Source organism: Blautia liquoris, from assembly GCF_015159595.1.
GTDB lineage: Bacteria > Bacillota > Clostridia > Lachnospirales > Lachnospiraceae > Novisyntrophococcus > Novisyntrophococcus liquoris.
On sequence record NZ_CP063304.1, the window covers coordinates 1,471,284 to 1,495,681 of the forward strand.

22 protein-coding genes are annotated in these 24,398 nt (G+C 43.4%); 19 read left to right on the forward strand and 3 right to left on the reverse strand.

Annotated elements, in window-relative coordinates; translation table 11 throughout:
* Positions 1–237 precede the first annotated feature (237 nt).
* From INP51_RS06710 to INP51_RS06740, 7 genes are all read left to right on the forward strand, one after another.
* Positions 238–1,116 (forward strand): YicC/YloC family endoribonuclease, encoded by an 879-nt coding sequence (locus tag INP51_RS06710; protein ID WP_193736933.1) that lies wholly within the window; start codon positions 238–240, stop codon positions 1,114–1,116.
* A gap of 91 nt (positions 1,117–1,207) precedes the next feature.
* A complete protein-coding gene (locus INP51_RS06715; RefSeq protein ID WP_193736934.1) occupies positions 1,208–1,483 on the forward strand; it encodes a DUF370 domain-containing protein in 276 nt (91 codons plus the stop codon).
* Positions 1,476–2,099 (forward strand): guanylate kinase, encoded by a 624-nt coding sequence (gmk, locus tag INP51_RS06720; protein WP_193736935.1) that lies wholly within the window; start codon positions 1,476–1,478, stop codon positions 2,097–2,099. The genes INP51_RS06715 and gmk overlap by 8 nt, the downstream gene beginning before the upstream one ends.
* A 1-nt stretch (position 2,100) precedes the next feature.
* Positions 2,101–2,403: a DNA-directed RNA polymerase subunit omega gene (rpoZ, locus tag INP51_RS06725; RefSeq protein WP_193736936.1), complete on the forward strand. Its 303-nt coding sequence runs from the start codon at positions 2,101–2,103 to the stop codon at positions 2,401–2,403.
* Positions 2,404–2,499: 96 nt separating this feature from the next.
* Positions 2,500–3,840 carry a 30S ribosomal protein S12 methylthiotransferase RimO gene (gene rimO, locus INP51_RS06730; RefSeq protein WP_193736937.1) on the forward strand — a complete coding sequence of 447 codons (1,341 nt, stop codon included), beginning with the start codon at positions 2,500–2,502 and terminating at the stop codon, positions 3,838–3,840.
* Positions 3,824–4,363 (forward strand): CDP-diacylglycerol--glycerol-3-phosphate 3-phosphatidyltransferase, encoded by a 540-nt coding sequence (gene pgsA, locus INP51_RS06735; protein ID WP_193736938.1) that lies wholly within the window; start codon positions 3,824–3,826, stop codon positions 4,361–4,363. Before rimO ends, pgsA begins: the two co-directional genes overlap by 17 nt.
* Positions 4,364–4,389: 26 nt before the next feature.
* A complete protein-coding gene (locus INP51_RS06740; RefSeq protein WP_193736939.1) occupies positions 4,390–5,646 on the forward strand; it encodes a competence/damage-inducible protein A in 1,257 nt (418 codons plus the stop codon).
* Positions 5,647–5,760: 114 nt separating this feature from the next.
* On the opposite strand, the gene INP51_RS06745 is transcribed toward INP51_RS06740, so the two are convergent.
* Both INP51_RS06745 and INP51_RS06750 read right to left on the reverse strand, forming a co-directional pair.
* The gene (locus INP51_RS06745; RefSeq protein WP_193736940.1) at positions 5,761–6,033 is read right to left on the reverse strand and encodes a hypothetical protein; all 273 of its coding nucleotides are present in this window, start codon (positions 6,031–6,033) and stop codon (positions 5,761–5,763) included.
* A gap of 53 nt (positions 6,034–6,086) precedes the next feature.
* Entirely contained in the window at positions 6,087–6,695 is a 609-nt protein-coding gene (locus INP51_RS06750) for a pentapeptide repeat-containing protein (RefSeq protein WP_193736941.1), read from the reverse strand.
* A 168-nt stretch (positions 6,696–6,863) separates the two neighbouring features.
* Here INP51_RS06750 and INP51_RS06755 point away from each other — a divergent pair, with 168 nt between their 5' ends.
* Positions 6,864–7,007: a hypothetical protein gene (locus tag INP51_RS06755; protein ID WP_193736942.1), complete on the forward strand. Its 144-nt coding sequence runs from the start codon at positions 6,864–6,866 to the stop codon at positions 7,005–7,007.
* A 58-nt stretch (positions 7,008–7,065) separates the two neighbouring features.
* On the opposite strand, the gene INP51_RS06760 is transcribed toward INP51_RS06755, so the two are convergent.
* A complete protein-coding gene (locus tag INP51_RS06760) occupies positions 7,066–7,308 on the reverse strand; it encodes a chorion class high-cysteine HCB protein 13 (RefSeq protein WP_193736943.1) in 243 nt (80 codons plus the stop codon).
* 182 nt (positions 7,309–7,490) lie between these two features.
* Here INP51_RS06760 and INP51_RS06765 point away from each other — a divergent pair, with 182 nt between their 5' ends.
* From INP51_RS06765 to INP51_RS06815, 11 genes are all read left to right on the forward strand, one after another.
* Positions 7,491–9,098: a CTP synthase gene (locus INP51_RS06765; protein ID WP_193736944.1), complete on the forward strand. Its 1,608-nt coding sequence runs from the start codon at positions 7,491–7,493 to the stop codon at positions 9,096–9,098.
* A 136-nt stretch (positions 9,099–9,234) separates the two neighbouring features.
* A complete protein-coding gene (gene gltB / locus INP51_RS06770) occupies positions 9,235–13,779 on the forward strand; it encodes a glutamate synthase large subunit (RefSeq protein ID WP_193736945.1) in 4,545 nt (1,514 codons plus the stop codon).
* Positions 13,780–13,786: 7 nt separating this feature from the next.
* A complete protein-coding gene (locus INP51_RS06775) occupies positions 13,787–15,271 on the forward strand; it encodes a glutamate synthase subunit beta (protein WP_193736946.1) in 1,485 nt (494 codons plus the stop codon).
* An 86-nt stretch (positions 15,272–15,357) separates the two neighbouring features.
* Positions 15,358–16,695 carry a type I glutamate--ammonia ligase gene (gene glnA / locus INP51_RS06780; protein WP_329602328.1) on the forward strand — a complete coding sequence of 446 codons (1,338 nt, stop codon included), beginning with the start codon at positions 15,358–15,360 and terminating at the stop codon, positions 16,693–16,695.
* Positions 16,696–16,712: 17 nt separating this feature from the next.
* A complete protein-coding gene (locus tag INP51_RS06785) occupies positions 16,713–17,249 on the forward strand; it encodes an ANTAR domain-containing response regulator (protein ID WP_193736947.1) in 537 nt (178 codons plus the stop codon).
* An 18-nt stretch (positions 17,250–17,267) separates the two neighbouring features.
* Positions 17,268–18,485, forward strand: a complete 1,218-nt coding sequence (locus INP51_RS06790; RefSeq protein WP_193736948.1) for an LL-diaminopimelate aminotransferase — start codon at positions 17,268–17,270, stop codon at positions 18,483–18,485.
* A 333-nt stretch (positions 18,486–18,818) separates the two neighbouring features.
* Complete coding sequence (aspS, locus tag INP51_RS06795; protein WP_193736949.1) at positions 18,819–20,150, forward strand: aspartate--tRNA(Asn) ligase; 1,332 nt, start codon at positions 18,819–18,821, stop codon at positions 20,148–20,150.
* 29 nt (positions 20,151–20,179) lie between these two features.
* A complete protein-coding gene (gene gatC, locus INP51_RS06800) occupies positions 20,180–20,473 on the forward strand; it encodes an Asp-tRNA(Asn)/Glu-tRNA(Gln) amidotransferase subunit GatC (protein WP_193736950.1) in 294 nt (97 codons plus the stop codon).
* 12 nt (positions 20,474–20,485) lie between these two features.
* A complete protein-coding gene (gene gatA / locus INP51_RS06805; RefSeq protein WP_193736951.1) occupies positions 20,486–21,928 on the forward strand; it encodes an Asp-tRNA(Asn)/Glu-tRNA(Gln) amidotransferase subunit GatA in 1,443 nt (480 codons plus the stop codon).
* On the forward strand, positions 21,925–23,355 hold the full coding sequence (gatB, locus tag INP51_RS06810) for an Asp-tRNA(Asn)/Glu-tRNA(Gln) amidotransferase subunit GatB (protein ID WP_193736952.1): 1,431 nt from the start codon (positions 21,925–21,927) through the stop codon (positions 23,353–23,355). The genes gatA and gatB overlap by 4 nt, the downstream gene beginning before the upstream one ends.
* A gap of 117 nt (positions 23,356–23,472) precedes the next feature.
* Entirely contained in the window at positions 23,473–24,300 is an 828-nt protein-coding gene (locus tag INP51_RS06815) for a S8 family peptidase (protein ID WP_193736953.1), read from the forward strand.
* Positions 24,301–24,398: the final 98 nt, after the last annotated feature.

Below are 24,398 nucleotides of genomic sequence, written 5' to 3' on the forward strand. Positions count from 1 at the left end.
ATTCCGCCCTGTCAGGCTCCATTCTCATGTTTGTGCGGGTTTCAAAGTCATGCTTATTCATGCCAGCATGAAACATATGACTTTTCTACCCTTGGTATCATTTTATTCTACTTAATAATGGGGGTGGTGTCAACATGCGATAGAGAAAACATTTGACGTGCCAGGGGCAATCAAGTATAATGAATTAGAATGTACAAAAAGACAGGTGTAATTGGTGATTGCAGGCAGGAGGAATTTATGGTTAACAGTATGACTGGCTTTGGACGGTCGGAAATTCAGTTTTCGGATATAAGGTTTACGGTGGAGATGAAATCGGTAAATCACAGATATCTGGACTTTAATATTAAGCTGCCCAAGAAGCTTAGTTCTTTTGAAAATGCAATACGGAATACACTGAAGGAATATGTTCAGCGTGGCAAGGTGGACGTCTTCATTACGTATGAAGATTTTACTCAGTCGAATATTTCTCTGAAATACAACAAAGAGCTGGCATCGCAGTATCTGAATTGTGCGCACAAGATACAGGAGGATTTCGATCTGAAGAATGATATAACTGTATCAAAACTGGCGGGATTTCCTGAGGTGCTCGTGATGGAGGAGACACCAGTTGATGAGGAAAGGCTCTGGTCTGTTTTGGAGAGGGCACTTAAGGAGGCGGGAGAGCAGTTTCAAAGACAAAGAAACCGCGAAGGTGAGAATCTCAAAGATAATTTGCTTGATAAATTGAACCAAATGCTTGTAGATATTCGAGAGGTTGAGATACGTTCTCCACAGATTATAGAGGAGTATAAGTCAAAACTTGAGCAGAAAACGAGGGAATTGTTGGAGGATACTTCAGTTGAGGACAGCAGAATCGCCGCGGAGGTGATTCTTTTTGCCGATAAGATTTGTACGGATGAGGAAACAGTACGACTGCGCAGTCATATCGAGAATATGATGTCAGTATTAAAACAAGGCGGCACGGTCGGAAGAAAGCTGGACTTTATCGCACAAGAGATGAATCGCGAGGCAAACACCATTCTTTCAAAAGCAAATGATCTTAAGACCTCCAACATTGCGATTGAACTGAAGACGGAGATTGAAAAGACCCGTGAACAGATTCAAAATATTGAATGATACCAGAAAGTGACATTAGATCTATAGTATCATAGAGTACCACATGCGAAACAGTCGTGGTATCAATAAAAAAAGAATAAGGTGAGAAACATTGGTAAAACTTGTAAATATAGGCTTTGGGAATGTTGTGAATTCCGATAAGATCGTGGCGGTGGTAAGTCCGGAGGCTGCCCCGATTAAGCGAATGGTGTCCCATGCAAAAGAAGATGGAAGTGTGATTGATGCTACACAGGGAAGAAGAACAAAATCAGTGATTGTGACCAGTGAGAATTTGATTATCTTATCTGCTCTTCAGGCCGATACAATTAGCAGACGTTTTAACCATGATATGACTGCACCGGAGGAGAAGGCTGAAACAGATGAGTAAGAAAGGGATTTTAGTAGTGATTTCTGGTTTCTCGGGAGCCGGAAAAGGAACTGTTATGAAAGGTCTTATGGAGAGGTACCCGGATTACGCACTTTCCATATCTGCGACAACGCGAAGTCCGAGAAAGGGCGAACAAGAGGGAATACATTATTTTTTCAAGACAGAGCCTGAATTTGAGCAGATGATTGAAAATCGTGAATTTATAGAGTATGCCAGATATGTGGATCACTTTTATGGCACTCCAAAAAGATATGTTGAGGAACAGCTGGAAACTGGCAAAGATGTGATTCTGGAGATTGAACTTCAAGGTGCTCTCGAAGTGAAGAGAAAACATCCGGAAACGTTATTGCTATTTGTGACACCGCCGGATGCAAAGGAACTGGTGAAGAGACTAAAGGGTAGGGGAACAGAAAGTGATGAGCAGATCCGACATCGTCTTGCCAGAGCAGTCGAAGAATCGAAATGTATGGAACAGTATGATTACATTGTAGTCAATGATGATATCGATACCTGTGTCACACATATTCATGAGATGATACAAGTTCAGCATGACGCCAGCATCCATCAAAAGGAGTTTATATCCGGGATCCGAGAAGAATTAAAGGAGGAATTTTAGCGTGATACATCCATCATATAAAGAATTAATAGAAGTTATCAATAAAGGGCAGGACATCGATGAGGCACCGCTGGTGACATCCAGATATTCAATTGTTCTGGCTGCAAGTAAGCGCGCAAGACAGATTATATCCGGTGCGGAACCATATGTAGAAGGCGAGATTGAGAAACCTTTATCTATTGCTGTAAAAGAGCTCTATGAGGGAGATATTCATATTCTAAAGGATGAAGATGGGATGGAGGACTCGATGAGAAGCGATGAAATCCAGCAGGAAAAGGACAGACAGGATGAGGAAACAATCTGAATTTGGTCTTGATATCTGATGTAAATTGGGCTGTTACAGAATTATATAAAGCTGTAACAGCCGTTCTCATCAGAAAAAGTAGTTTAGGGAGTTTATATGAAGATACTTTTTATTTCACTGGGATGTGATAAAAACCTAGTGGATTCAGAACATATGCTTGGACTTTTGACCAGGCATGGGTATACAATAACAGATAGTGAGGAAAATGCGGATATCATAGTCGTCAATACCTGCTGTTTTATTCAGCAGGCAAAAGAGGAAAGTATTCAGAATATTTTGGAAATGGCTGAGTATAAGATTCATGGTGTCCTCAAGGCACTGATTGTAACAGGGTGTATGGCTGAGAGGTACAAAAAAGAGATTTATCAGGAATTACCAGAGGTTGATGCGGTGCTGGGGACGAATAGTTATGATATGATAGTCCCTGCCATAGATGAGGTACTGAGTAAAAAAGGGTATGAGAATTTTTATTCAGACGATGAGATACCTGCTGCCGGGGACAGACGTTTAATTACGACAGGTGGGAGCTATGAATATCTGAAGATTGCAGAAGGCTGTGATAAGCACTGCACATATTGTATTATTCCGTCGCTGCGTGGTCATTATCGCAGTGTCTCCATGGAACAGTTGGTATCTGAGGCGAAAGAACTGGCCGATTCTGGTGTAAAGGAGTTAATTTTAGTTGCTCAGGAGACGACTCTTTACGGTGTGGATCTTTATGGTGCGAAGAGCCTACATGTTCTATTAAAAGAGTTGTGTAAGATTCCCCAGATTCGCTGGATTCGGGTTCTCTACTGCTATCCGGAAGAAATCTACCCGGAACTTATACAGACTATGAAGGAAGAAGCCAAGATTTGTCACTATCTTGATCTGCCAATTCAGCATGCAAACGATGAAATTTTAAGGCGTATGGGTCGAAAGACCACGAAAAAAGAGATCGTCCAAATTGTCTCAAATCTGAGAAAAGAGATACCGGACGTTGCCCTTCGTACAACTCTGATCACGGGATTTCCCGGAGAAACACAGGAACACCATGAGGAACTCATGGAATTTGTACGTGAGATGCATTTTGATCGTCTGGGAGTTTTTACATATTCACAGGAAGAAGGTACTCCCGCCGCCTTGATGGATAACCAGATGGATGAGGAGGTAAAGAAAGATCGCCAGGCAGATCTTATGGAGCTACAGCAGAGTATTTCTGAAGAAAACGGAAAGAAACGGGCAGGGCAGACTGTGTGGGCCATGATTGAGGGAAAAGTGGCAGATGAGAATGCTTACATTGCCCGAACATATGCCGATGCTCCTGATGTTGATGGATATTTGTTTTTGAATACTTCCAGACAGCTTGTCACGGGAGACTTTGTAAAGGCGAAAGTTACCGGTTCACTGGAATATGATTTGATAGGAGAGTTAGAGGAAGATGAATACACCGAATAAGCTGACAATACTTCGAATTATCATGATACCATTCTTTGTGCTGTTTATGCTGGTTCCGATTGGCGGAATTGCTCATAAATGGATTGCACTTGCGATCTTTATTATAGCGAGTCTCACAGACACTCTGGACGGATATCTGGCCAGAAAAAATAATCTCATAACGGATTTTGGAAAGTTCATGGACCCTCTGGCAGATAAACTGTTGGTATGTGCGGCCATGATCTGTCTGATTGATCTGGGAAAACTTCCATCATGGGTTGTCATAATCATTATTTCCCGTGAATTCATCATCAGCGGATCTCGATTGGTGGCGTCTGATAACGGTATCGTAATCGCTGCAAGCTGGTGGGGAAAAGCAAAAACCGTAAGTCAGATGCTTATGGTAATTGTCCTCATAGCGGATCTTGGCGGGGTCTTTCATGCGATTGAGATCATTTTGATTGTGGTGGCTACTGTGCTCACCGTGATTTCTTTAATTGACTATCTTCTGAAAAACAAACAAGTATTATCCATGCAGGATTAATTCTCATATAAGAGAGGCGAAAAAATATGACAGTAGAAATTATATCCGTTGGAACTGAAATTTTGCTGGGAAATATTGTGAACACGAATGCCGCATACCTGTCGAGACAGTGTGCTGCTCTCGGGCTTTCCTGTTATTATCAGGTTGTTGTCGGGGACAATGAGGCGCGCATGGCAGAGACTATGAAGACGGCCATTGACCGATCAGATGTTGTGATCTGCTCAGGGGGTCTAGGACCCACAGAGGACGATATGACAAAAGAAGTCGCATGCAGCGTTATGGGGGAAAGGCTTGTGGAAGATGCCGAAACACATCGCCTGATCGAAATGTATATGGGGCGTTTCGTACGATCCCATCGCGGATACCAGATTACCGAGAATAATTGGAAGCAGGCTATGGTGCCGGAACACGGAATTGTGCTAAAGAATGACAATGGCACGGCACCGGGTCTTATCATAGATAAAAATCAGAAAATTATCGTTCTGCTTCCTGGTCCGCCATCGGAGATGAAACCGCTGTTCGATCAGCAGGTGTTTCCTTATCTGCAGAGAAAACAGTCGGAAGTTATATATTCTACAACTCTGAAAATTGTTGGAAGCGGCGAAAGCTATGTGGAAATGTCCATTCGTGATCTGATTGACACACAGACAAATCCGACAATTGCTACCTATGCAAAAACCGGAGAGGTACATCTTAGACTGACGGCAAAGGCGGAAAATGAAAAAAAAGCCAAAGAACTCATAACACCAGTAAGGCTTGAGCTGGAAAAAAGATTCGAAACCCAGATTTATACAGAAGATGAAGAGGAGACGCTTGAGATGGCGCTTGTCAGACTTCTTTACGATCATAATCTGACTGTTACGACGGCAGAGTCTTGTACAGGAGGAGCAATTGCCGCGAGAATTGTAAATGTTTCCGGTGCTTCCAGTGTGTTTAGACAGGGATATATCACCTATGCGAATGAAGCAAAGCAAAATATGATCGGTGTAAAAGGTGAAACACTGACCAGATATGGAGCTGTCAGTGAACAGACAGCACGTGAAATGTCAGAAGGTGCTGCATGTACTGCAGGTTGTGATTGTGCTCTTTCGGTAACAGGCATTGCAGGGCCAACAGGCGGCACAAAAGAAAAACCTGTGGGCCTTGTCTATATAGGTTGTACCTGCAGGGGAAAAACAAGTGTAAAGGAACTGCACTTTTCCGGAAATCGAGGGAAAATTCGAGAGCAGACTGTTGTCACGGCGCTGGCATTTTTAAGAGAGTGTATTCTGAATTCTCTGTAACAGTCTATTCGAATTCCCTTCTGTCGGACTGTATTCTCGTGTTTGTTTGGATTTCAAAGTGTATACTTTATTCATGCAGGCATGAAAGGCATACACTTTTCGACCCTGATATTATCATTTTTTCATCATTCGCATAACATTTATCATCTGATCAATTTTAGCAGCTTCTTCCGGGGAGCTGCTTTCTTTAATGACATCGAAGATTACGGACATTTCTTCGGGAGTGAATTGCACTCCTTTCTTCTTCGAACTGTTGGCGACAGCCATCAGAAAAGGTAACATCTCACTTTGTGATTTCTGTCCTCCCTGGCTTGCTAAAGCCTGAAGCATCGCAAGCTTTGAACTGTCGATGCCGGAAAGTTTCGGATTATTTGTCCAGTCGCTCATAATTCATATCCTGCCTTTCTTATATTTTGATGTTTGAATCTCAAAGTTATGCCTTATGCCTCCGAAGGATTATTGTCTGTTTTTTCTTCTTTGGGATGATTGATTAGTGAATCTATGAGATCATCTACCTCTTGTTCCTGTTGTTTTATATCAGATTCATTTACCGGCGGAGGATTTATGGGTTTGTCACTGTTTTCCTCAGTGCTTTTTTCATCGTCTTCTTCATCAGATCCATGAAACATATTTTTAAACCCCATGTTTGACATATCCATATTAGAAAAGTCCATATTAGAAAAGTCCATATTAGAAAAATCCATGTTAGAAAAGTCCATATCCTGAAAACTCTGGAACATTTCAAACATTGTCATTGCCTGCGAGATTTTGTCGAATATTTCTTTCATGGTTCCACTTGTATAGCGGCCGATATCTGAAAGCATATCTGTTAAGGAAAAATCTGGTCCTTCTTTCGACATCATCTGTATGGAGGACTTTTTTCTTGTGAGGGAAATAACGGTTTCAAGTTCTTTCATCTTAACAAGAACCGAAAGAAAACCCTGTATTTTCGCGGGAGCATAGGGAATAGATGCTTTCAGAAGCTGCAGAGTATCGTCACTGATTGTCTGGTCGAAAGGTGTCATTTTCTGTTCTTGTGGTTCGTCCATATCACGCATCCCTCACTGGTTTTCAGTCTATCATATGAGAATAGGACGGTAAGTATGTATGATACAAAGCTCCCAAACTTATGATTTTCCATGCAGGCGCGAAACACATAACCTTTTGACTTTGGCATCATAATATAATTATATAAAGAAAAAAAGGATTATTTGCTCATGAAAGAACAAAAAACAAGACTTATTGTCGATCATAATGCAATTTATGAAATAGATTTGGAGTGTATGAGAAAGAAAGAGGAGAAGAAAAGGAAGAAAGAGAATAGACAAAAGATGAATAAAAAGCAAGGATTTAATAAATAAAAAACAAGGCCGCCTAAGCCTTTTGGCAGGCGGCCTTTTGTGGGCTCAGAAAAAGTAGTTAGCAGCCCCATCCACCACAGCAGCACAGAAGAAGGATGATCCACAGGCAGCTATCATTTCCGAAGCCATTGCCGCCGCATCCGCCGCCGCATCCATTGTTTCCGCCGAAACCGCCGCAGCAGCACAGAAGAATGATGATCCACAGGCAGTTATTGCCGCCAAATCCCGATGCATTGCCATATCTGTTGTCGCAGCCACAATCCGTGTCACATCCACAACCAGTAGCACTTAAATCACTCATGTTAAATCCTCCAGAGAAACTTTTATTTACACTTTAGGTTATGTAGATGGTGAACTTATGGTTACAAAAAGTTTGAAAAATTTCTTGATCTTTTATAAAAAACAGGTTTATAATGTTTTTTTATGATAGTAGGAACATTTTTTGAACTGAAGGCAAGCTGATAATAGGATTAGGAGAAAACCATGAGTGTAAAGTATGTATTTGTGACAGGAGGCGTGGTATCCGGACTGGGAAAAGGGATAACCGCAGCTTCTCTTGGAAGATTATTAAAAGCCAGAGGATACCAGGTGACTATGCAGAAATTTGATCCCTATATCAACATTGATCCGGGAACGATGAATCCGATCCAGCACGGAGAGGTTTTTGTGACCGATGACGGTACAGAGACAGACCTTGACTTGGGGCATTATGAGCGCTTTATCGATGAAAGTCTGGATAAAAACTCTAATGTGACAACCGGAAAAATATACTGGAGTGTTCTTCAAAAGGAACGCAGAGGGGATTACGGCGGCGGGACTGTTCAGGTAATTCCTCATATTACGAATGAGATTAAGAGTCGATTTTACCGTGGCAGGGATGTGGATGAAGACCGCATAGCAATTATAGAAGTAGGAGGAACGGTCGGCGATATAGAAAGTCAGCCATTTTTGGAGGCAATCCGTCAGTTTCAACATGATGTGGGCAAAGAAAATGCAATCATGATTCATGTGACGCTGATTCCGTATCTTAAAGCATCCGGTGAAATGAAGACGAAACCAACGCAGGCCAGTGTGAAAGAGCTGCAGGCACTTGGAATTCGCCCGGACATTTTGGTATGTCGCTCAGAATATCCGCTGACACAGGAACTAAAAGATAAGATTGCGCTATTTTGTAATGTTATGAGTGAACATGTTCTGCAGAATCTGGATCTAGATTACCTCTATGAAGTTCCGCTGGCGATGGAAAAAGAAAATCTTGCTCAGGTTGTTCTGGAATGCCTGAATCTGCCATGCCCAAGGCCTGATCTTTCAGATTGGTGTCAGATGGTAGATGCATTGCGTCATCCGGACAAAGAGGTAACTATAGCGTTAGTTGGAAAATATGTTCAGCTGCATGATGCATATTTGTCAGTTGCAGAAGCTCTGAAACATGGAGGGATTGCTTCCCGTGCCAATGTGAATATTAATTGGGTAGATTCGGAACATCTGGATGATGAAAACGTCTCACAAGTACTCAAGGATACCGATGGAATTCTGGTGCCCGGCGGATTTGGGGATCGTGGAATTGAGGGGAAAATTGTAGCAGTCAAGTATGCCAGAACACAGAAGATTCCATTTCTGGGTATTTGTCTGGGTATGCAGCTTTCAATTGTTGAATTCGCCAGAGATGTATTGGGATATCATGATGCTCATAGTATAGAACTCAATCCTGACACCATGCATCCGGTGATCTCTCTTATGCCGGAGCAAAATGGTGTTGTAGATCTCGGTGGAACTCTAAGACTGGGCGCATATCCGTGTGTGTTAAAAGAAGGTACAAAGGCTTACGAACTGTATCAGACTAGGGAAATACAGGAGAGACACAGACATAGATACGAAGTGAATAATGATTATAGAAGATCGCTGGAAGAAAATGGGATGGTCTTATCCGGTCTGTCTCCGGATGGCAGAATTGTTGAGATGATGGAACTTACCGATCACCCATTTTTTGTAGGAACACAGGGCCATCCCGAGCTGAAAAGCCGACCAAACAGACCACACCCGCTCTTTAAAGGATTTATCGAGGCAGCTGTTTTACATCACAAAGAATAAAAAAAATCTTTACAAGACTTCTGCTTTGGTATATGATAATAAAAATGTTTTTAATGATATTTTTGGATTGTCTCACACAATAGTGATGCCGCAATCCAAAGTATCAAGACATCAACCACAGAAAGAAGGTTAATCTATGACACATAGCTCTATATGTGCAAAGGACCCGAAACTGCCCGGTTTATATAATCCAAAGTTTGAACATGATAACTGCGGAATTGGTGCAGTTGTGAATATTAAAGGGCGTGCAACTCATGAGACAGTTGAAAATGCTTTAAAAATAGTTGAAAATCTGGAACACAGAGCCGGCAAGGACGCCGAGGGAAAAACAGGTGATGGAGTAGGAATTTTGCTGCAGATCTCGCACAAATTCTTTACGAAAACCTGTAGGACCCTCGGCATTTTTTTGGGAAAAGAGCGGGAATATGGCGTGGGAATGTTCTTTCTTCCCGAGCAGGAGCCAAAAAGGAATCAGGCGAAAAAGATGTTTGAGATTATTCTGAAAAAGGAAGGCCTGGAACTTTTAGGATGGCGAAAAGTACCGATTGTACCCGATGTACTGGGATCAAAAGCCAGAGACTGTATGCCTTATATTGAACAGGTATTTGTCAAAAAACCGGAAGATGTAAGAAAAGGTCTTGACTTTGACAGGAAATTATATATTGTTCGCCGTGAATTTGAACAGAGCAATGAAAATACATATGTTGTCTCTTTTTCCAGCCGTACAATCGTATATAAAGGGATGTTTTTAGTTGGACAGCTTCGGACATTCTTCAAAGACTTGCAAGATCTAGATTTTGAATCTGCAATCGCCATTGTACATTCCAGATTCTCTACAAACACAACCCCCAGCTGGGAACGTGCACACCCAAATCGTCTGATTATACATAACGGTGAGATCAACACGATAAGAGGCAACGTGGATAAGATGCTTGCAAGGGAAGAGACGATGGAATCAGATCAACTGAAAGATTCTATGAGGAAAGTTTTGCCAGTGGTTCGTGCAAATGGATCCGATTCAGCCATGCTTGACAATACTCTGGAATTTCTGATGATGAGTGGCATGGATCTGCCGCTTGCAGTGATGGTCACGATACCGGAGCCATGGGAGGAAAACGATACATTACCTGCCAAGGTGAGAGAATTCTATCAGTATTATGCGACGATGATGGAACCATGGGATGGCCCCGCCTCGATTGTTTTCTCGGACGGAGATCTGGCAGGCGCTGTACTCGACCGTAATGGCCTTCGGCCCTCTCGGTATTATATTACAGATGACGATAATCTGATTCTGGCTTCGGAAGTCGGAGTACTTGACATACCTCCGGAGAAAATTGTATTAAAGGAGCGTCTACATCCAGGAAAGATGCTTCTGATTGACACCAGAGAAAAACGAATCATTCAGAATGATCAACTGAAAGAATATTATGCAAAACGATGTGCGTATGGAGAATGGACAGATCAAAATCTCGTTTACCTAAAAGACTTGAAAATTCCGAATCAGGAATCTGTGACTTACAAGAAAGAGGATAGACGAAAGTTGTTTACTGCTTTTGGCTACAGCTACGAAGAATATCGCTCATCAATTAAACCCATGGCTTTGAATGGATCCGAGGGAATTGCTGCGATGGGCATCGATACTCCTCTTGCGGCATTGTCAAAAGAACATCAGCCATTGTTTAATTATTTTAAGCAGATGTTCGCACAGGTAACCAACCCGCCGATTGATGCGATTCGTGAGAAAATTGTGACCTCGACTACGGTATATCTTGGAAAAGACGGAAATCTGTTAAGGGAAAAGCCTGAAAATTGCAGAGTACTCGCAATCAAAAATCCGATTTTGACAAATACGGATCTGCAAAAGATCAAAACAATGAAAAAAGAGGGTTTCAAAGTAAGTGAGGTGTCCATCTTATACTATAAAAGCACTTCTCTTTCAACAGCCTTGGATCATCTGTTCATCGAAGTGGATAAAGCAGTTCAGATAGGAGCAGGAATACTGGTTCTCACAGATCGGGGAGTGGATGAAAATCATGTTGCAATTCCATCTCTGCTTGCGGTCTCAGCTGTGCACCAACATCTGGTGAGAACAAAAAAGAGAACCAGTCTTGGAATCATACTGGAATCTGCGGAGCCCAGAGAGGTTCATCATTTTGCCACACTGCTCGGATACGGGGCAAGTGCTGTCAATCCTTATCTTGCCTATGAAGCGATTCATGATCTGATTGAGAACAAGATGGTGCATAAAGACTTTTATGCAGCAATGAATGATTATAATGAAGCCGTTCGGGCTGGTATCGTCAAGATTGCTTCCAAGATGGGTATTTCAACGATACAGTCCTATCAGGGTTCTCAGATCTTTGAGGCAGTTGGAATATCAAATAAAGTGATTGATCAATATTTTACAAATACCGTAAGCCGTGTGGGAGGTATCACTTTGGAAGATATTGCACGTGATGTCAACGAACGTCATTCAAAGGCGTTTGATCCATTGGGACTGGACAGTAATCTTGCACTGGAAACAATCGGAAGACATAATAGCATCCGCCCCGGAGAGGAACATCGCTACAATCCAGAGACGATTCATCTTCTGCAGGAATCAGTCAGACGCGGTGATTATCAGATGTTCAAAGAATATACCCGAAAAGTTGACTGTGAGGAATGCGGCAATCTGAGAAGCCTGATGGATTTTCAATATGCCGATAAGCCGCTGCCGCTTGAAACGGTCGAAAGTGTTGACTCGATTGTGAAACGTTTTAAGACTGGTGCTATGTCCTATGGGTCCATCTCAAAAGAAGCCCATGAGACGTTGGCCATTGCCATGAATCAGATTCACGGAAAATCAAATACAGGAGAGGGCGGTGAGAGTCCAAATCGTCTGGATGATCCAAAGCGATGCTCGGCAATCAAACAGGTTGCATCTGGAAGGTTTGGTGTGACGAGCCAATACCTTGTGAGTGCAAAAGAGATTCAGATTAAGATGGCGCAGGGAGCGAAACCCGGTGAGGGAGGACATCTCCCTGCCCGGAAAGTGTATCCTTGGATTGCGAAAACCAGGTATTCCACGCCAGGCGTTACATTGATATCGCCTCCGCCTCATCATGACATTTATTCGATCGAGGATCTGGCGCAGCTCATTTATGATCTTAAAAATGCCAATAAGGATGCGAGGATATCCGTGAAACTGGTGTCGGAAGCGGGTGTCGGGACAGTTGCAGCTGGAGTAGCGAAGGCCGGTGCACAAGTGATCCTGATCTCCGGGTATGACGGGGGAACAGGCGCAGCACCAAAAAGTTCTATTCAAAATGCAGGACTTCCCTGGGAGCTGGGTCTTGCGGAGACGCATCAGAATTTAATCGCTAACGGACTTAGAAACCGTGTGCGGATAGAGACAGATGGTAAGCTGATGAGTGGCCGTGACGTTGCAATTGCAGCGCTTCTTGGGGCAGAGGAATTTGGCTTCGCAACGGCTCCGCTCGTCACAATGGGTTGTATCATGATGCGTGTCTGCAATCTGGATACCTGCCCGGTCGGCGTGGCAACACAGAATCCAAAATTACGAGAACGCTTTCGTGGAAAACCAGAATACGTGGTCAATTTTATGCGATTTATTGCAGAAGAGCTGCGTGAGTATATGGCTAAGCTGGGATTTCATACAGTTGATGAAATTGTGGGACGCACAGACAGATTAAAAAGACGTGAGGATAGCACAGAAGATGGGATTTCCCGCATAGATCTGACACAGATTCTCAACAATCCATATTCCAAAGAAGAGCACCTGATATTTGAGCCGAGAAGAAAATATAAATTTGAATTGGAAAAAACAATAGATGAAAGAGTTCTCCTTCCTGGATTTTGGCCTTCTTTTGATCAGAAGTTATCGGCCACGATTAATACGGAAGTGCATAATACTGACCGTGCACTAGGTACACTCACAGGAGCTGAGATCACCAGACGTTTTGGTGAAACGCTTCCCGATGACACCTACCTGGTAAGATGCACAGGTGCCGGCGGACAAAGCTTCGGCGCATTTATTCCGAAAGGGCTGACTTTAAAACTGGAAGGAGATTCGAATGACTATTTTGGAAAGGGTCTTTCCGGAGGCAAACTGATTATTATGCCGCCCAAAGGTGCCCGCTACAAGGCAGATGAAAATATTATTATCGGAAATGTAGCGTTATATGGTGCTACCGGAGGAGAAGCTTATATCTGCGGTGTTGCAGGTGAGCGTTTCTGTGTGAGAAATTCAGGAGTTAGGGCAGTTACAGAAGGAGTTGGAGATCATGGATGTGAATACATGACTGGCGGATGTGTCGTGGTACTTGGGCAGACAGGAAGGAATTTTGCTGCCGGTATGAGTGGCGGGGTGGCCTATGTTCTGGATGAGGATAATACGCTTTATAAAAAGCTGAACAAGGAGCTGGTTACGATGAATCCCTTAGATAATAAGCACGATGAAAAGGAATTAAAACAGATGATTAGAGCACATGTAGATGCCACCGGATCCGAAAAGGGAGCCGTCATTTTAAAAGAGTTTGACTTTTATCTTTCAAAATTTAAAAAGGTGATTCCGGATGATTATAAAAGGATGCTGATGCTCACAGCAAAATATGAGGCTAAAGGCATGGACACTGAGTATGCTCAGGTCGAAGCGTTTAATGAAAGCTTAAGGGAGGTGTAAATATAATATGGGAAAACCGATGGGGTTTCTGGAATATGATCGTGCTGACGGCGTGTCAGTTCCACCGCTTGAGAGAATAAAAAGCTTTCACGAATTTCACATACCTCTTTCCGAGAAAAAGCAGAGAATACAAGGTGCCCGCTGTATGGACTGCGGAGTCCCATTTTGTCAGTCAGCAAGGATGATTGCGGGTATGGCGAGTGGTTGTCCGCTTAACAATCTCTGTCCGGAGTGGAACGAGTTGATTATGAGTGGCAACTGGAAACTGGCCTATGAGAGACTGGATAAGACGAACTGTTTTCCTGAGTTTACTGCCCGGGTGTGTCCGGCTCTCTGTGAGGAGGCTTGCACCTGCGATTTGTATGGAGAGGCAGTGACTTCGAAAGCCAATGAGAGGGCGATCATAGAACACGCCTGGAGGGCAGGATATATAAAAGCCACGCCGCCAAAGACGCGTACCGAAAAAAAGGTGGCAGTTGTTGGAAGCGGACCATCCGGACTTGCGGCAGCGATGTGTCTCAACAGACGAGGTCACAAGGTCACAGTCTTTGAACGAAATGACCGTATTGGCGGACTGATGCGTTACGGAATTCCGAATATGAAACTTGAAAAATGGGTGATAGACCGCAGAATTAACCTCATGAAAGAGGAAGGCATCGAATTCGTAACGAGTGTCGATGTGGGTGTGGATGTTTACGCGGAGCAGCTTCTGAAAGATTTCAACCGAGTTCTGCTCTGCTGCGGGGCATCCAATCCAAGAGATATCAAAGTAAAGGGGAGGCAGCTAGCGGGAATCTATTTTGCCTTGGATTTCTTAAGGTCCGTTACAAAAAGTCTTCTGGATTCCAATTTTGCTGATCACCATTATATTGATCCGAGGGGAAAACATGTTGTGGTGATCGGTGGCGGTGATACTGGCAATGACTGTGTCGGAACATCAATTCGCCTGGGTGCCAAAAGTGTCACGCAGTTAGAGATGATGCCCCGTCCGCCGTTACAAAGAGCTGAGACAAATCCGTGGCCACAGTGGCCGAAAATTGAGAAGACAGACTATGGACAAGAGGAGGCGATTGCTGTATTCGGACATGATCCGAGAATCTACCAGACTACAGTAACAGAATATATTGGTGATAACAGAGGAAAACTAAAACAGATTGAAATTGTAGATCTTAAGCAAAAAAAGGATGAGAAAACCGGAAGAATGATTATGGCGCCGGTGGAAGGATCCGGAAGGAAGATTCCTGCAGACCTTGTACTGATTGCAGCAGGATTCTTAGGTTCTCAGAACTATGTGACCGATGCTTTTAACATTAAGGTGAACTCACGCACAAATGTTCTGACAAGTGATAATAAATATGAAACCAGTCTTCCCCGCGTTTTTACAGCAGGAGACATGCATCGGGGACAGTCTCTGGTCGTATGGGCTATATGGGAAGGCCAACAAGCGGCAAAGGCCGTGGATGAATCTCTGATGGGGTACACAAATCTGTAATACACGGCTACAGGAAAAACGCAGAGCAATCTGTGTATCATAGGGGGGCAAATTACTTTTGCCCCCAGCATCATGATAAGGAGGCAATGATGGAACACCGAACTAGGGAAATGATATTAAAGACTGCCAGGGAGGAAGACGTAGAATTTATCCGGCTACAGTTTACGGATATGCTCGGGAATTTGCGCAACATGGCTGTCACAAAAAGCCAGCTTAAGAAGGCTCTTGACAATGATTGCATCTTTGATGCATCCACGTTGGATGGATTTTCAGGACAGGAAGAAACCGAACTCTGTCTTCATCCCGATCCGGATTCTTTTGTGATTCTGCCATGGAGACCACAGCAGGGAAAGGTGGCACGTATGATCTGCGATATCTATCAGACGGATCAAAAGGCCTATTCTTTGTGTTCCAGGGGGATTTTAAAGCGAGTGATGAATGAGGCGCATGTGATGGGTTATGACTTTATTGCCGGTCCTGAATGTGAATTCTTTCTTTTCCATACCGATGATGATGGAAGACCGACACGTCTGACGCATGACCGGGCAGGATATTTTGATCTGGGTCCGCTGGATCTGGGTGAAAATGCCAGAAGAGATATGGTTCTGACACTTGAAGACATGGGATTTCAGGTAGAGTCATCCTATCATGAGGCCGCGCCCGGCCAGCATGAAATTGATTTTCATCATTTTAGTGGCTTAGAAGCAGCTGACAGTCTGATGACATTCAAGTTTGCTGTCCGTACGATTGCAAAACGTCATGGATTACATGCAACGTTTATGCCAAAACCAACTGCCGGGGAAAATGGTTCCGGAATGCATATCAATTGTATCTTAAGAGATGCAAACGGGAACAATGTATTTTACGACGAAAAGAATGATCTTGGATTAAGTCAGACAGCATATTATTTTATCGGGGGAATCTTAAAACATATCCGGGGAATGTCTTTAATTACGAACCCTCTGGTCAATTCTTATAAACGCCTTGTTTCAGGGTTTGAAGCTCCGGTTTTCATCGGATGGGCGTTAAAAAGCAAGAGCCAGATCCTCCGAATCCCTTCTTCCCGCGGTGAGAAGACTAAGATTGAACTGCGCTCACCTGATTCTTCGGCTAATCCCTATCTCGTTCTGGCATCAATACTTGCAGCTGGACTCGATGGAATTAAGAATGAGGTTCATCCTCCAAAAAACATGGAGGAGAATCTGAATAACCTGTCGAAGAAAGAATTGGAAAACAGAGAAATATCACTTTTGCCCGGAAATTTAGATGAAGCGATACAGGCATTTGAGGAGGATACTTTTCTGTCACAAGTGCTAGGGGCCGACTTTGCAGGGCGTCTGATTGAGATGAAGAGGGCCGAGTGGGAAGATTATATTCAACAAGTTACCGACTGGGAAATTGACAGATATATGTATCATATATAAAATAAAGGATGTGATGGATGAACAGCTTGATAATTGCTTTTCCTAAGATTGAAGATGCAAAACGTATCAGAGATGTTCTGTCACGGCATGATTTTTATGTGGATGCAGTATGTACCACTGCTTCACAGGCACTCGGTGAGATAAATGATCAAGACAGCGGTGTTCTGATCTGCGGCTATAAACTTCCGGATATGTTTTTTACCGAACTTCACGAATTGCTCCCGGACGGATTTGAGATGTTGCTGATCGCATCCGAGCGGGTATTGAGTTCCTATGAGGACAGCGGTATTATGTCTCTTTCGCAGCCGCTGTCAGTAAATGATCTCGTTGCCACTGTGCGGATGATGAATCGTCGGATTAAAATGGTCAGAAAAAACAAAAAGACACACAGCAAAAAGGACCAGTCCATCATCGATGAGGCAAAAAGTCTTCTCATGGAACGAAATCACCTGACAGAGTCCGAGGCACATCGTTATCTTCAGAAACGAAGTATGGAAAACGGAACCAATCTTATTGAAACAGCAGAAATGGTAATAACACTAATGAATTATTAGAAAGGATGTCATTTGCGGATGATCAAAGTAAATGAGAATTATCTGAAACTTCAGGGAAGCTATTTGTTTTCCCAAATTGGAAAAAAAGTGAAAGAATATGAGGAGGAAAATCCGAACAGACAAGTAATTCGATTAGGGATAGGAGATGTGACGCAGCCAATTGCGCCTGCAATCATCGAAGCTCTTCACAAATCCGTAGATGAGATGGGAAACAAAGAGACCTTTCACGGTTATGCCCCGGATCTTGGTTATGAGTTTTTAAGGAATACAATTGTAGAGAATGATTTTCAAAAGAGAGGATGCGACATATATGCAGATGAGATCTTCGTATCCGACGGTGCAAAGTGTGACTGCTCAAATATACAGGAAATTTTCAGTCAGGACAATAAAATCGCTGTATGCGATCCGGTTTATCCTGTGTATGTGGATTCTAATGTCATGGCAGGGAGAACCGGTGAATATAATGCATTGACAGGAACGTTTTCTGGTGTTGTCTATATGCCATGCACGCTGGAGAATGATTTCTGTCCCGAATTGCCAAAAGAGGCTCTGGACATCATCTATCTGTGCTATCCGAACAATCCTACAGGTTCGACTCTTACCAGAGAGCAGCTGCAGGTATGGGTAGATTATGCAAACCGCGTCGGAGCCGTTATCATATATGATGCCGCCTATGAGGCCTATATATCAGAGAATCATGTGCCGCATTCGATCTATGAGTGTAAGGGTGCGAGAACTTGTGCTATCGAGATGCACAGTTTTTCTAAAAATGCAGGCTTTACCGGTATGCGGCTGGGCTATACGGTTGTTCCAAAAGATTTAAAATCCGAGGAGGGGGTCGCTCTTCACAGTCTCTGGGCAAGACGTCACGGAACAAAATATAATGGTGCTCCCTATATTGTTCAAAGAGCAGGTGAGGCTGTCTATTCACCGGCGGGACAAAGTCAAATCAAATCTCAGGTAGCCTATTACATGAAAAATGCCAGAGTGATCTCTGAAGGGCTTAAATCTGCCGGATATACGGTAACCGGAGGCGTCAACGCTCCCTACATCTGGATGAAAACACCGAATGGTATGACCTCATGGAAATTTTTCGATGCATTACTGGAGAGGGCAAATGTTGTCGGAACGCCAGGTGCCGGATTCGGCCCTTCCGGCGAGGAATATTTCCGGCTGACCGCGTTTGGAACGTATGAGAGTACTGTAGAAGCACTGGACAGAATAAAAAAATTATAATACCCTTTACAAATATATGATTTTTGTGTATACTACACAGAAATGTTAATAATATGAAAAGGCAATGAAGGAAACTCTGTACATGGAACTTGACAGGAAGCGGGTGTCACCGACTGAGAGCATCTGCATGAGAAGAAATGTACAACAGGGAACATTCCGGAGCCGTTCTGTCGAAATAGCAGTAGGCAGTTCCGAGGGGAGCACGTTATGCTCTTAAAGAGATACAACATAGGTTGTATAATGCGGGTGGTACCGCGGAATAAGATAATCCGTCCCGAAGTGTCGTTTGATACGATGCTTCGGGACATTTTTATATTCAGAAAGGAGTTATATATGAAATATATATATGGAACGATGGATCATGAGGATTTGACGATTTCTAAGTTACAAGATAAAGTCTATATAGGAACCAAGGTAACAGTAAAAGGCGCGATACACGCTGTCCGAAACATGGGTGAAATCGCTTTTGTGATACTCAGGAGATGGGATGGACTACTTCAGACGGTATATGAGGACAGTTCCTTGGACGTCTCTGTTAATGAGCTAAAAGAGGGTGAAACAGTCTGTGTCAGAGGAATCTTAAGAGAAGAGAAGCGTGCCCCGGGTGGGATTGAGATCCTTCTTACATCCATTCTGGTATTGTCAAAACCAAAGGAGACACTCCCGCTTGATATCTCAAAGTGGAAGCTTTCCGCTTCACTTGAAGCCAGGCTTGACCAGAGAGCAATTGCCCTTCGAAATATTCGTGAGAGATCGAAATTTAAACTTCAGGAAGGAATTGTCAGAGGGTTCCGTGAGTTTCTTTACGAGCAGGGATTTACAGAGATACACACGCCGAAAATCGGTGCAAAGAGTGCAGAGGGAGGGGCAAACTTGTTTCGACTGGAGTATTTTCACAGACCGGCAGTGCTTCAGCAGAGTCCTCAGTTCTACAAACAGATGATGGTAGGTGTCTTTGACCGAGTATTCGAGACCGGGCCCGTTTTTCGGGCGGAAAAGCACAATACGAAACGTCATCTAAACGAATATACGTCTCTTGATTTAGAGATGGGGTATGTAGAGAATTTCACAGATATTATGGAGATGGAGACGGGATTTCTACAGTACATGGTAAACTTGCTCGACAAAGATTATAAAAAAGAGTTAGATCTTCTTGACATTAAACTTCCAAAAGTTGATGAAATTCCATATGTGACATTTACGAACGCAAAAGAACTGGTATCTGAAAAATATCATCGGAAAATTAAAAACCCCTACGATCTGGAACCCGAGGAAGAATTGCTGATCGGACAGTACTTTAAAGAAGAGGACAATGCTGATTTTGTTTTTGTCACGCACTATCCATCAAAGAAACGTCCGTTTTACGCTATGGACGATCCGAAAGATCCGACTTTCACTTTGAGTTTTGATCTTCTCTTTCATGGAATGGAGATCACAACCGGCGGTCAGCGCATTCACGATTATTGCGAATTGTGCCAAAAGATGAAAGCGAGAAAAATTGAAGTAGATGGGATGCAGAAGTACCTGGATGTCTTTCGGTACGGTATGCCTCCACACGGCGGTCTTGGAATTGGACTTGAACGCCTTACCATGCAGCTTATCGGTGATGATAATGTCCGCGAAACGACGCTTTTCCCTCGCGATCAGGGGAGACTTGTTCCGTAATCTAAGTAAAAAAGTAGGAGAATATGACAATGGCTGAAAAAATAACAGATGAAATGATTAATTATGTATCTATTCTTGCCAAACTGGACCTGGATGGAGATGAGAGAAATAAGGCAAAGGAAGAGATGCAAAAAATGCTGAATTATGTCGACAAGTTGAAAGAACTTGACACGGATGGGATTGAACCAATGTCTCATATCTTGCCGGTTGACAATGTGTTTCGTGAAGACGTGGTGACAAATGATGATGACCGGGACAACATGCTTGCAAATGCTCCTAAGAAAAAAGACGGCCAGTATCTGGTTCCCAAGACGGTAGAATAGGAGGTGAAAAAGATGGATCTTGGAAAAATTACAGCTGTTCAGCTGTCAAAAATGATACAGTCCGGTGAGATTACGGCAGTGGAGGCTGCTCAAGTGTCACTGAAAGAAATACAACAAAAGGAAAAAGATCTGAATGCATTTATCACAGTGGATGAAGAAAAGGTTTTAAATACAGCCAGGGAAGTACAAAAAGGGATAGAAAATGGAGAGCTTACAGGATCGCTGGCCGGAGTTCCGGTTGCAGTGAAAGACAATATATGTACAAAAGGAATCAAGACGACCTGTGCCTCTAAGATGCTTTCTGATTTTACACCTCCTTATGATGCATGGGTAGTGGACAGGCTAAAAAAAGCCGGCGCGGTGATCATCGGAAAGACAAATATGGATGAATTTGCCATGGGAAGTACGACTGAGACCTCAGCATACGGCATGACTCGAAATCCTATAAATCCTGAGTATGTACCAGGTGGATCATCAGGAGGATCCTGCGCGGCAGTGAAGGCCGGTGAGGTCAGTATTGCATTGGGTTCGGATACCGGCGGCTCTATACGGCAGCCGAGTGCTTTTTGCGGGGTTACAGGATTAAAACCGACTTATGGAACAGTTTCTCGCTATGGTCTGATTGCCTACGCGTCCTCATTAGACCAGATTGGACCGATTGCGAAGGACGTGGGTGACTGTGCGGCACTATTATCTGTCATTGCCTCGCATGACCTTAGAGATTCCACTTCGGTGAATTTAAAAGATTATGATTTCACTTCTGCTCTTTGTCAGGATATTCACGGATTGAGGATAGGGATTCCCATAGATTATTTCAAAGAAGGTTTAGATTTCGAAGTGAGAGAGAGCATTCTGGAAGCGACAAAAGTATTAAAGGAAAATGGTGCAATTGTGGAGTCTTTTGAGCTGGGAATGACAGAATACGCCATACCGGCCTACTACATGATAGCCTCTGCCGAGGCCAGCTCGAATCTGGAACGCTTTGATGGTGTAAAATATGGATACAGGGCGCTAGAATACGAAGGCCTTCACGATATGTATAAGAAAAGTCGTACACAGGGATTTGGAAGTGAAGTCAAACATCGTATCATGCTGGGAAGTTTTATATTAAGCTCGGGGTACTACGATGCTTACTATATCAAGGCATTAAAAGCAAAAAATATGATCAAACAATCCTTTGACTATGCATTTCAAAAATACGACGTTTTGTTGACACCCGTATCTCCCGGGACTCCTCCGAAACTTGGAACATCTTTAAGAGATCCTCTTAAGATGTATTTGGATGATATTTATACGGTTTCGGTGAACCTGGCCGGGCTGCCTGCCATATCTTTGCCTTGCGGCCTGAACCAAGAAGGGCTTCCGATTGGGATGCAGCTAATTGGCAATTGTTTTTCAGAGAAGACACTGCTTGGTGCTGCTTATAGCTTTGAAAAGGGGGTATCATGCAGATGACAAAACAATATGAAACAGTAATTGGACTGGAAGTCCATGTAGAACTTGCCACAGAAACAAAGATTTTCTGTGGGTGTTCGACGGAATTTGGAGGCGAACCAAATACACATACCTGCCCGGTATGTACTGGAATGCCGGGGACTCTTCCGGTTTTAAACAGACAGGTGGTGGAATATGCTATGGCCGTTGGACTAGCTTCTAACTGCGGGATTAATCAGTATTGTAAGTTTGACCGCAAGAATTATTTTTATCCGGACAATCCACAAAACTACCAGATCTCTCAACTATATGTTCCAATCTGTCATGATGGATTTATAGAGATCCTGACTTTGGGCGGGAATAAGAAGATTCGGATTCATGAGATTCATATGGAGGAGGATGCCGGAAAACTGATTCATGATGAATGGGAAGATTGCTCGCTTGTTGATTATAACAGAAGCGGAGTCCCTCTGATTGAAATTGTGTCGGAAGCGGACATGAGAGATGCGGATGAGGTTGTGGCTTATCTGGAGAAGCTTCGTTTGATTTTGCAATATCTGGGCGTCTCTGACTGCAAGCTGCAGGAGGGATCCATGCGTGCAGATGTGAACTTGTCAGTTCGAGAATGTGGGAGCCGACAGATGGGAACGCGAACAGAGATGAAGAATCTGAATTCCTTTAAGGCTATCCGGCATGCAATTGAGGGTGAACGCAGACGTCAGATTGAATTAATTGAATCAGGGGAACTGGTGATACAGGAGACGCGCCGATGGGACGATAACAAAGAGTATTCCTATGCCATGCGGTCCAAAGAAGATGCCCGGGATTATCGGTATTTCCCCGATCCGGATCTTCCTCCGATTCGAATCAGTGATGAATGGATGGAACGGGTGAAAAGATCTTTGCCGGAGCTTCAGCCTGAGAAACAAAAACGTTATGAAACAGAGTATGGACTGCCAACGTATGACGCTCAGATTCTGACCGGTTCACGCCAACTGGCTGATCTCTTTGAAGCCACTACTGCAATCTGCAAAAAGCCTAAAAAGGTTTCAAACTGGCTGATGGGAGAGACATTACGGCTCTTAAAAGTGTATGAATATGAGCCGGATGATTTGTCATTTTCACCGGAGAACCTCGCAAAGCTGGTTCGGCTTTCCGATGAAGGTGCAGTGAGCAATACAGTTGCGAAAGAGGTCTTCGAAAAGATTTTTCTGGAGAACGTAGATCCAGAGTGTTATGTGGAGGAACATGGTCTTAAGACCGTAAAAGATACACAATTACTGACAGCGGTGGTTCACAAAGTTATTAAAGAGAATCCAAATCCTGTAGAAGAATATAAAGCCGGAAAAGAAAAAATTCTGGGATTTCTTGTCGGGCAGGTCATGAAAGAAATGAAGGGAAAGGCGAATCCTTCCGAGGCAAAAGAACTGATCAAAAAAACAATATGATAAGATTGTGAGAGCTCGAAGAGCGTAACAATCTGTGTATCATTACATTCTTTCGCCTGATTGCGTCAGATCTCTTCCTGGCATATAGTATAAGGAAGATAAGTATGAGGCGGATAGATGGAAGATGATTTGACAGGAAAGGGGATTGGCATTGCCTTTCTCGATACGGGTATTTTCCCTCATATAGATTTTGACGATCGAATTCTGATTTTCAGGGATTTTGTTAATCATATAGATGTACCTTATGATAACAATGGACACGGCACTCACACAGCAGGAATAGCGGCTGGAAATGGAAATTGTTCCTATGGGAGATACCGGGGTGTGGCACCGGGAGCTAATATTATTTCTCTAAAAGTCCTGGATCAGTATGGGAATGGGGATAAGGATCTAGTTCTGGAAGCACTCAACTGGGTACTTGTATATTATAAGAAGTATGGGATACGAATCGTCAACATATCTGTTGGTACGACAGAAAAAGATTATCATATTCACAAAAAGCTTATTGATGCGGTCGAACGAGTGTGGGATGCCGGTCTTATAGTGGTTGCAGCTGCCGGCAATATGGGGCCAAAACCGGGAAGCGTGACGGCACCGGGAAGCAGCAGGAAGGTGATCACCGTGGGTTCTTCGGATATGATCACTTCTGCTCTGCCAATCTCAGGAAGGGGTCCCACGAGGGAGTGTATCAGCAAACCGGATATTGTTGCTCCTGGGGATTCGGTGGTCAGCTGTGCGATCAGACAGGGGAGATACACTGCCAAAAGCGGAACTTCGATGTCCACGCCTAAGGTATCAGGCGGGATAGCTCTCCTGCTCGAGAAATATCCATGGCTTACCAATCTTGAAGTCAAGGCCCGACTGCTTGATACTGCAAAAGATCTGGGACTTCCACATAACCTGCAGGGACGGGGATTATTTCAGCTGGATGAATTTCTTACTTGAGAAGAAATAGAAAATACTTTATACTGTAATTATTGCAGGATTGGAAAGCACGAAGTGCAATGTAATTCAGGAGCATCACTACTGATAACCGATGATTA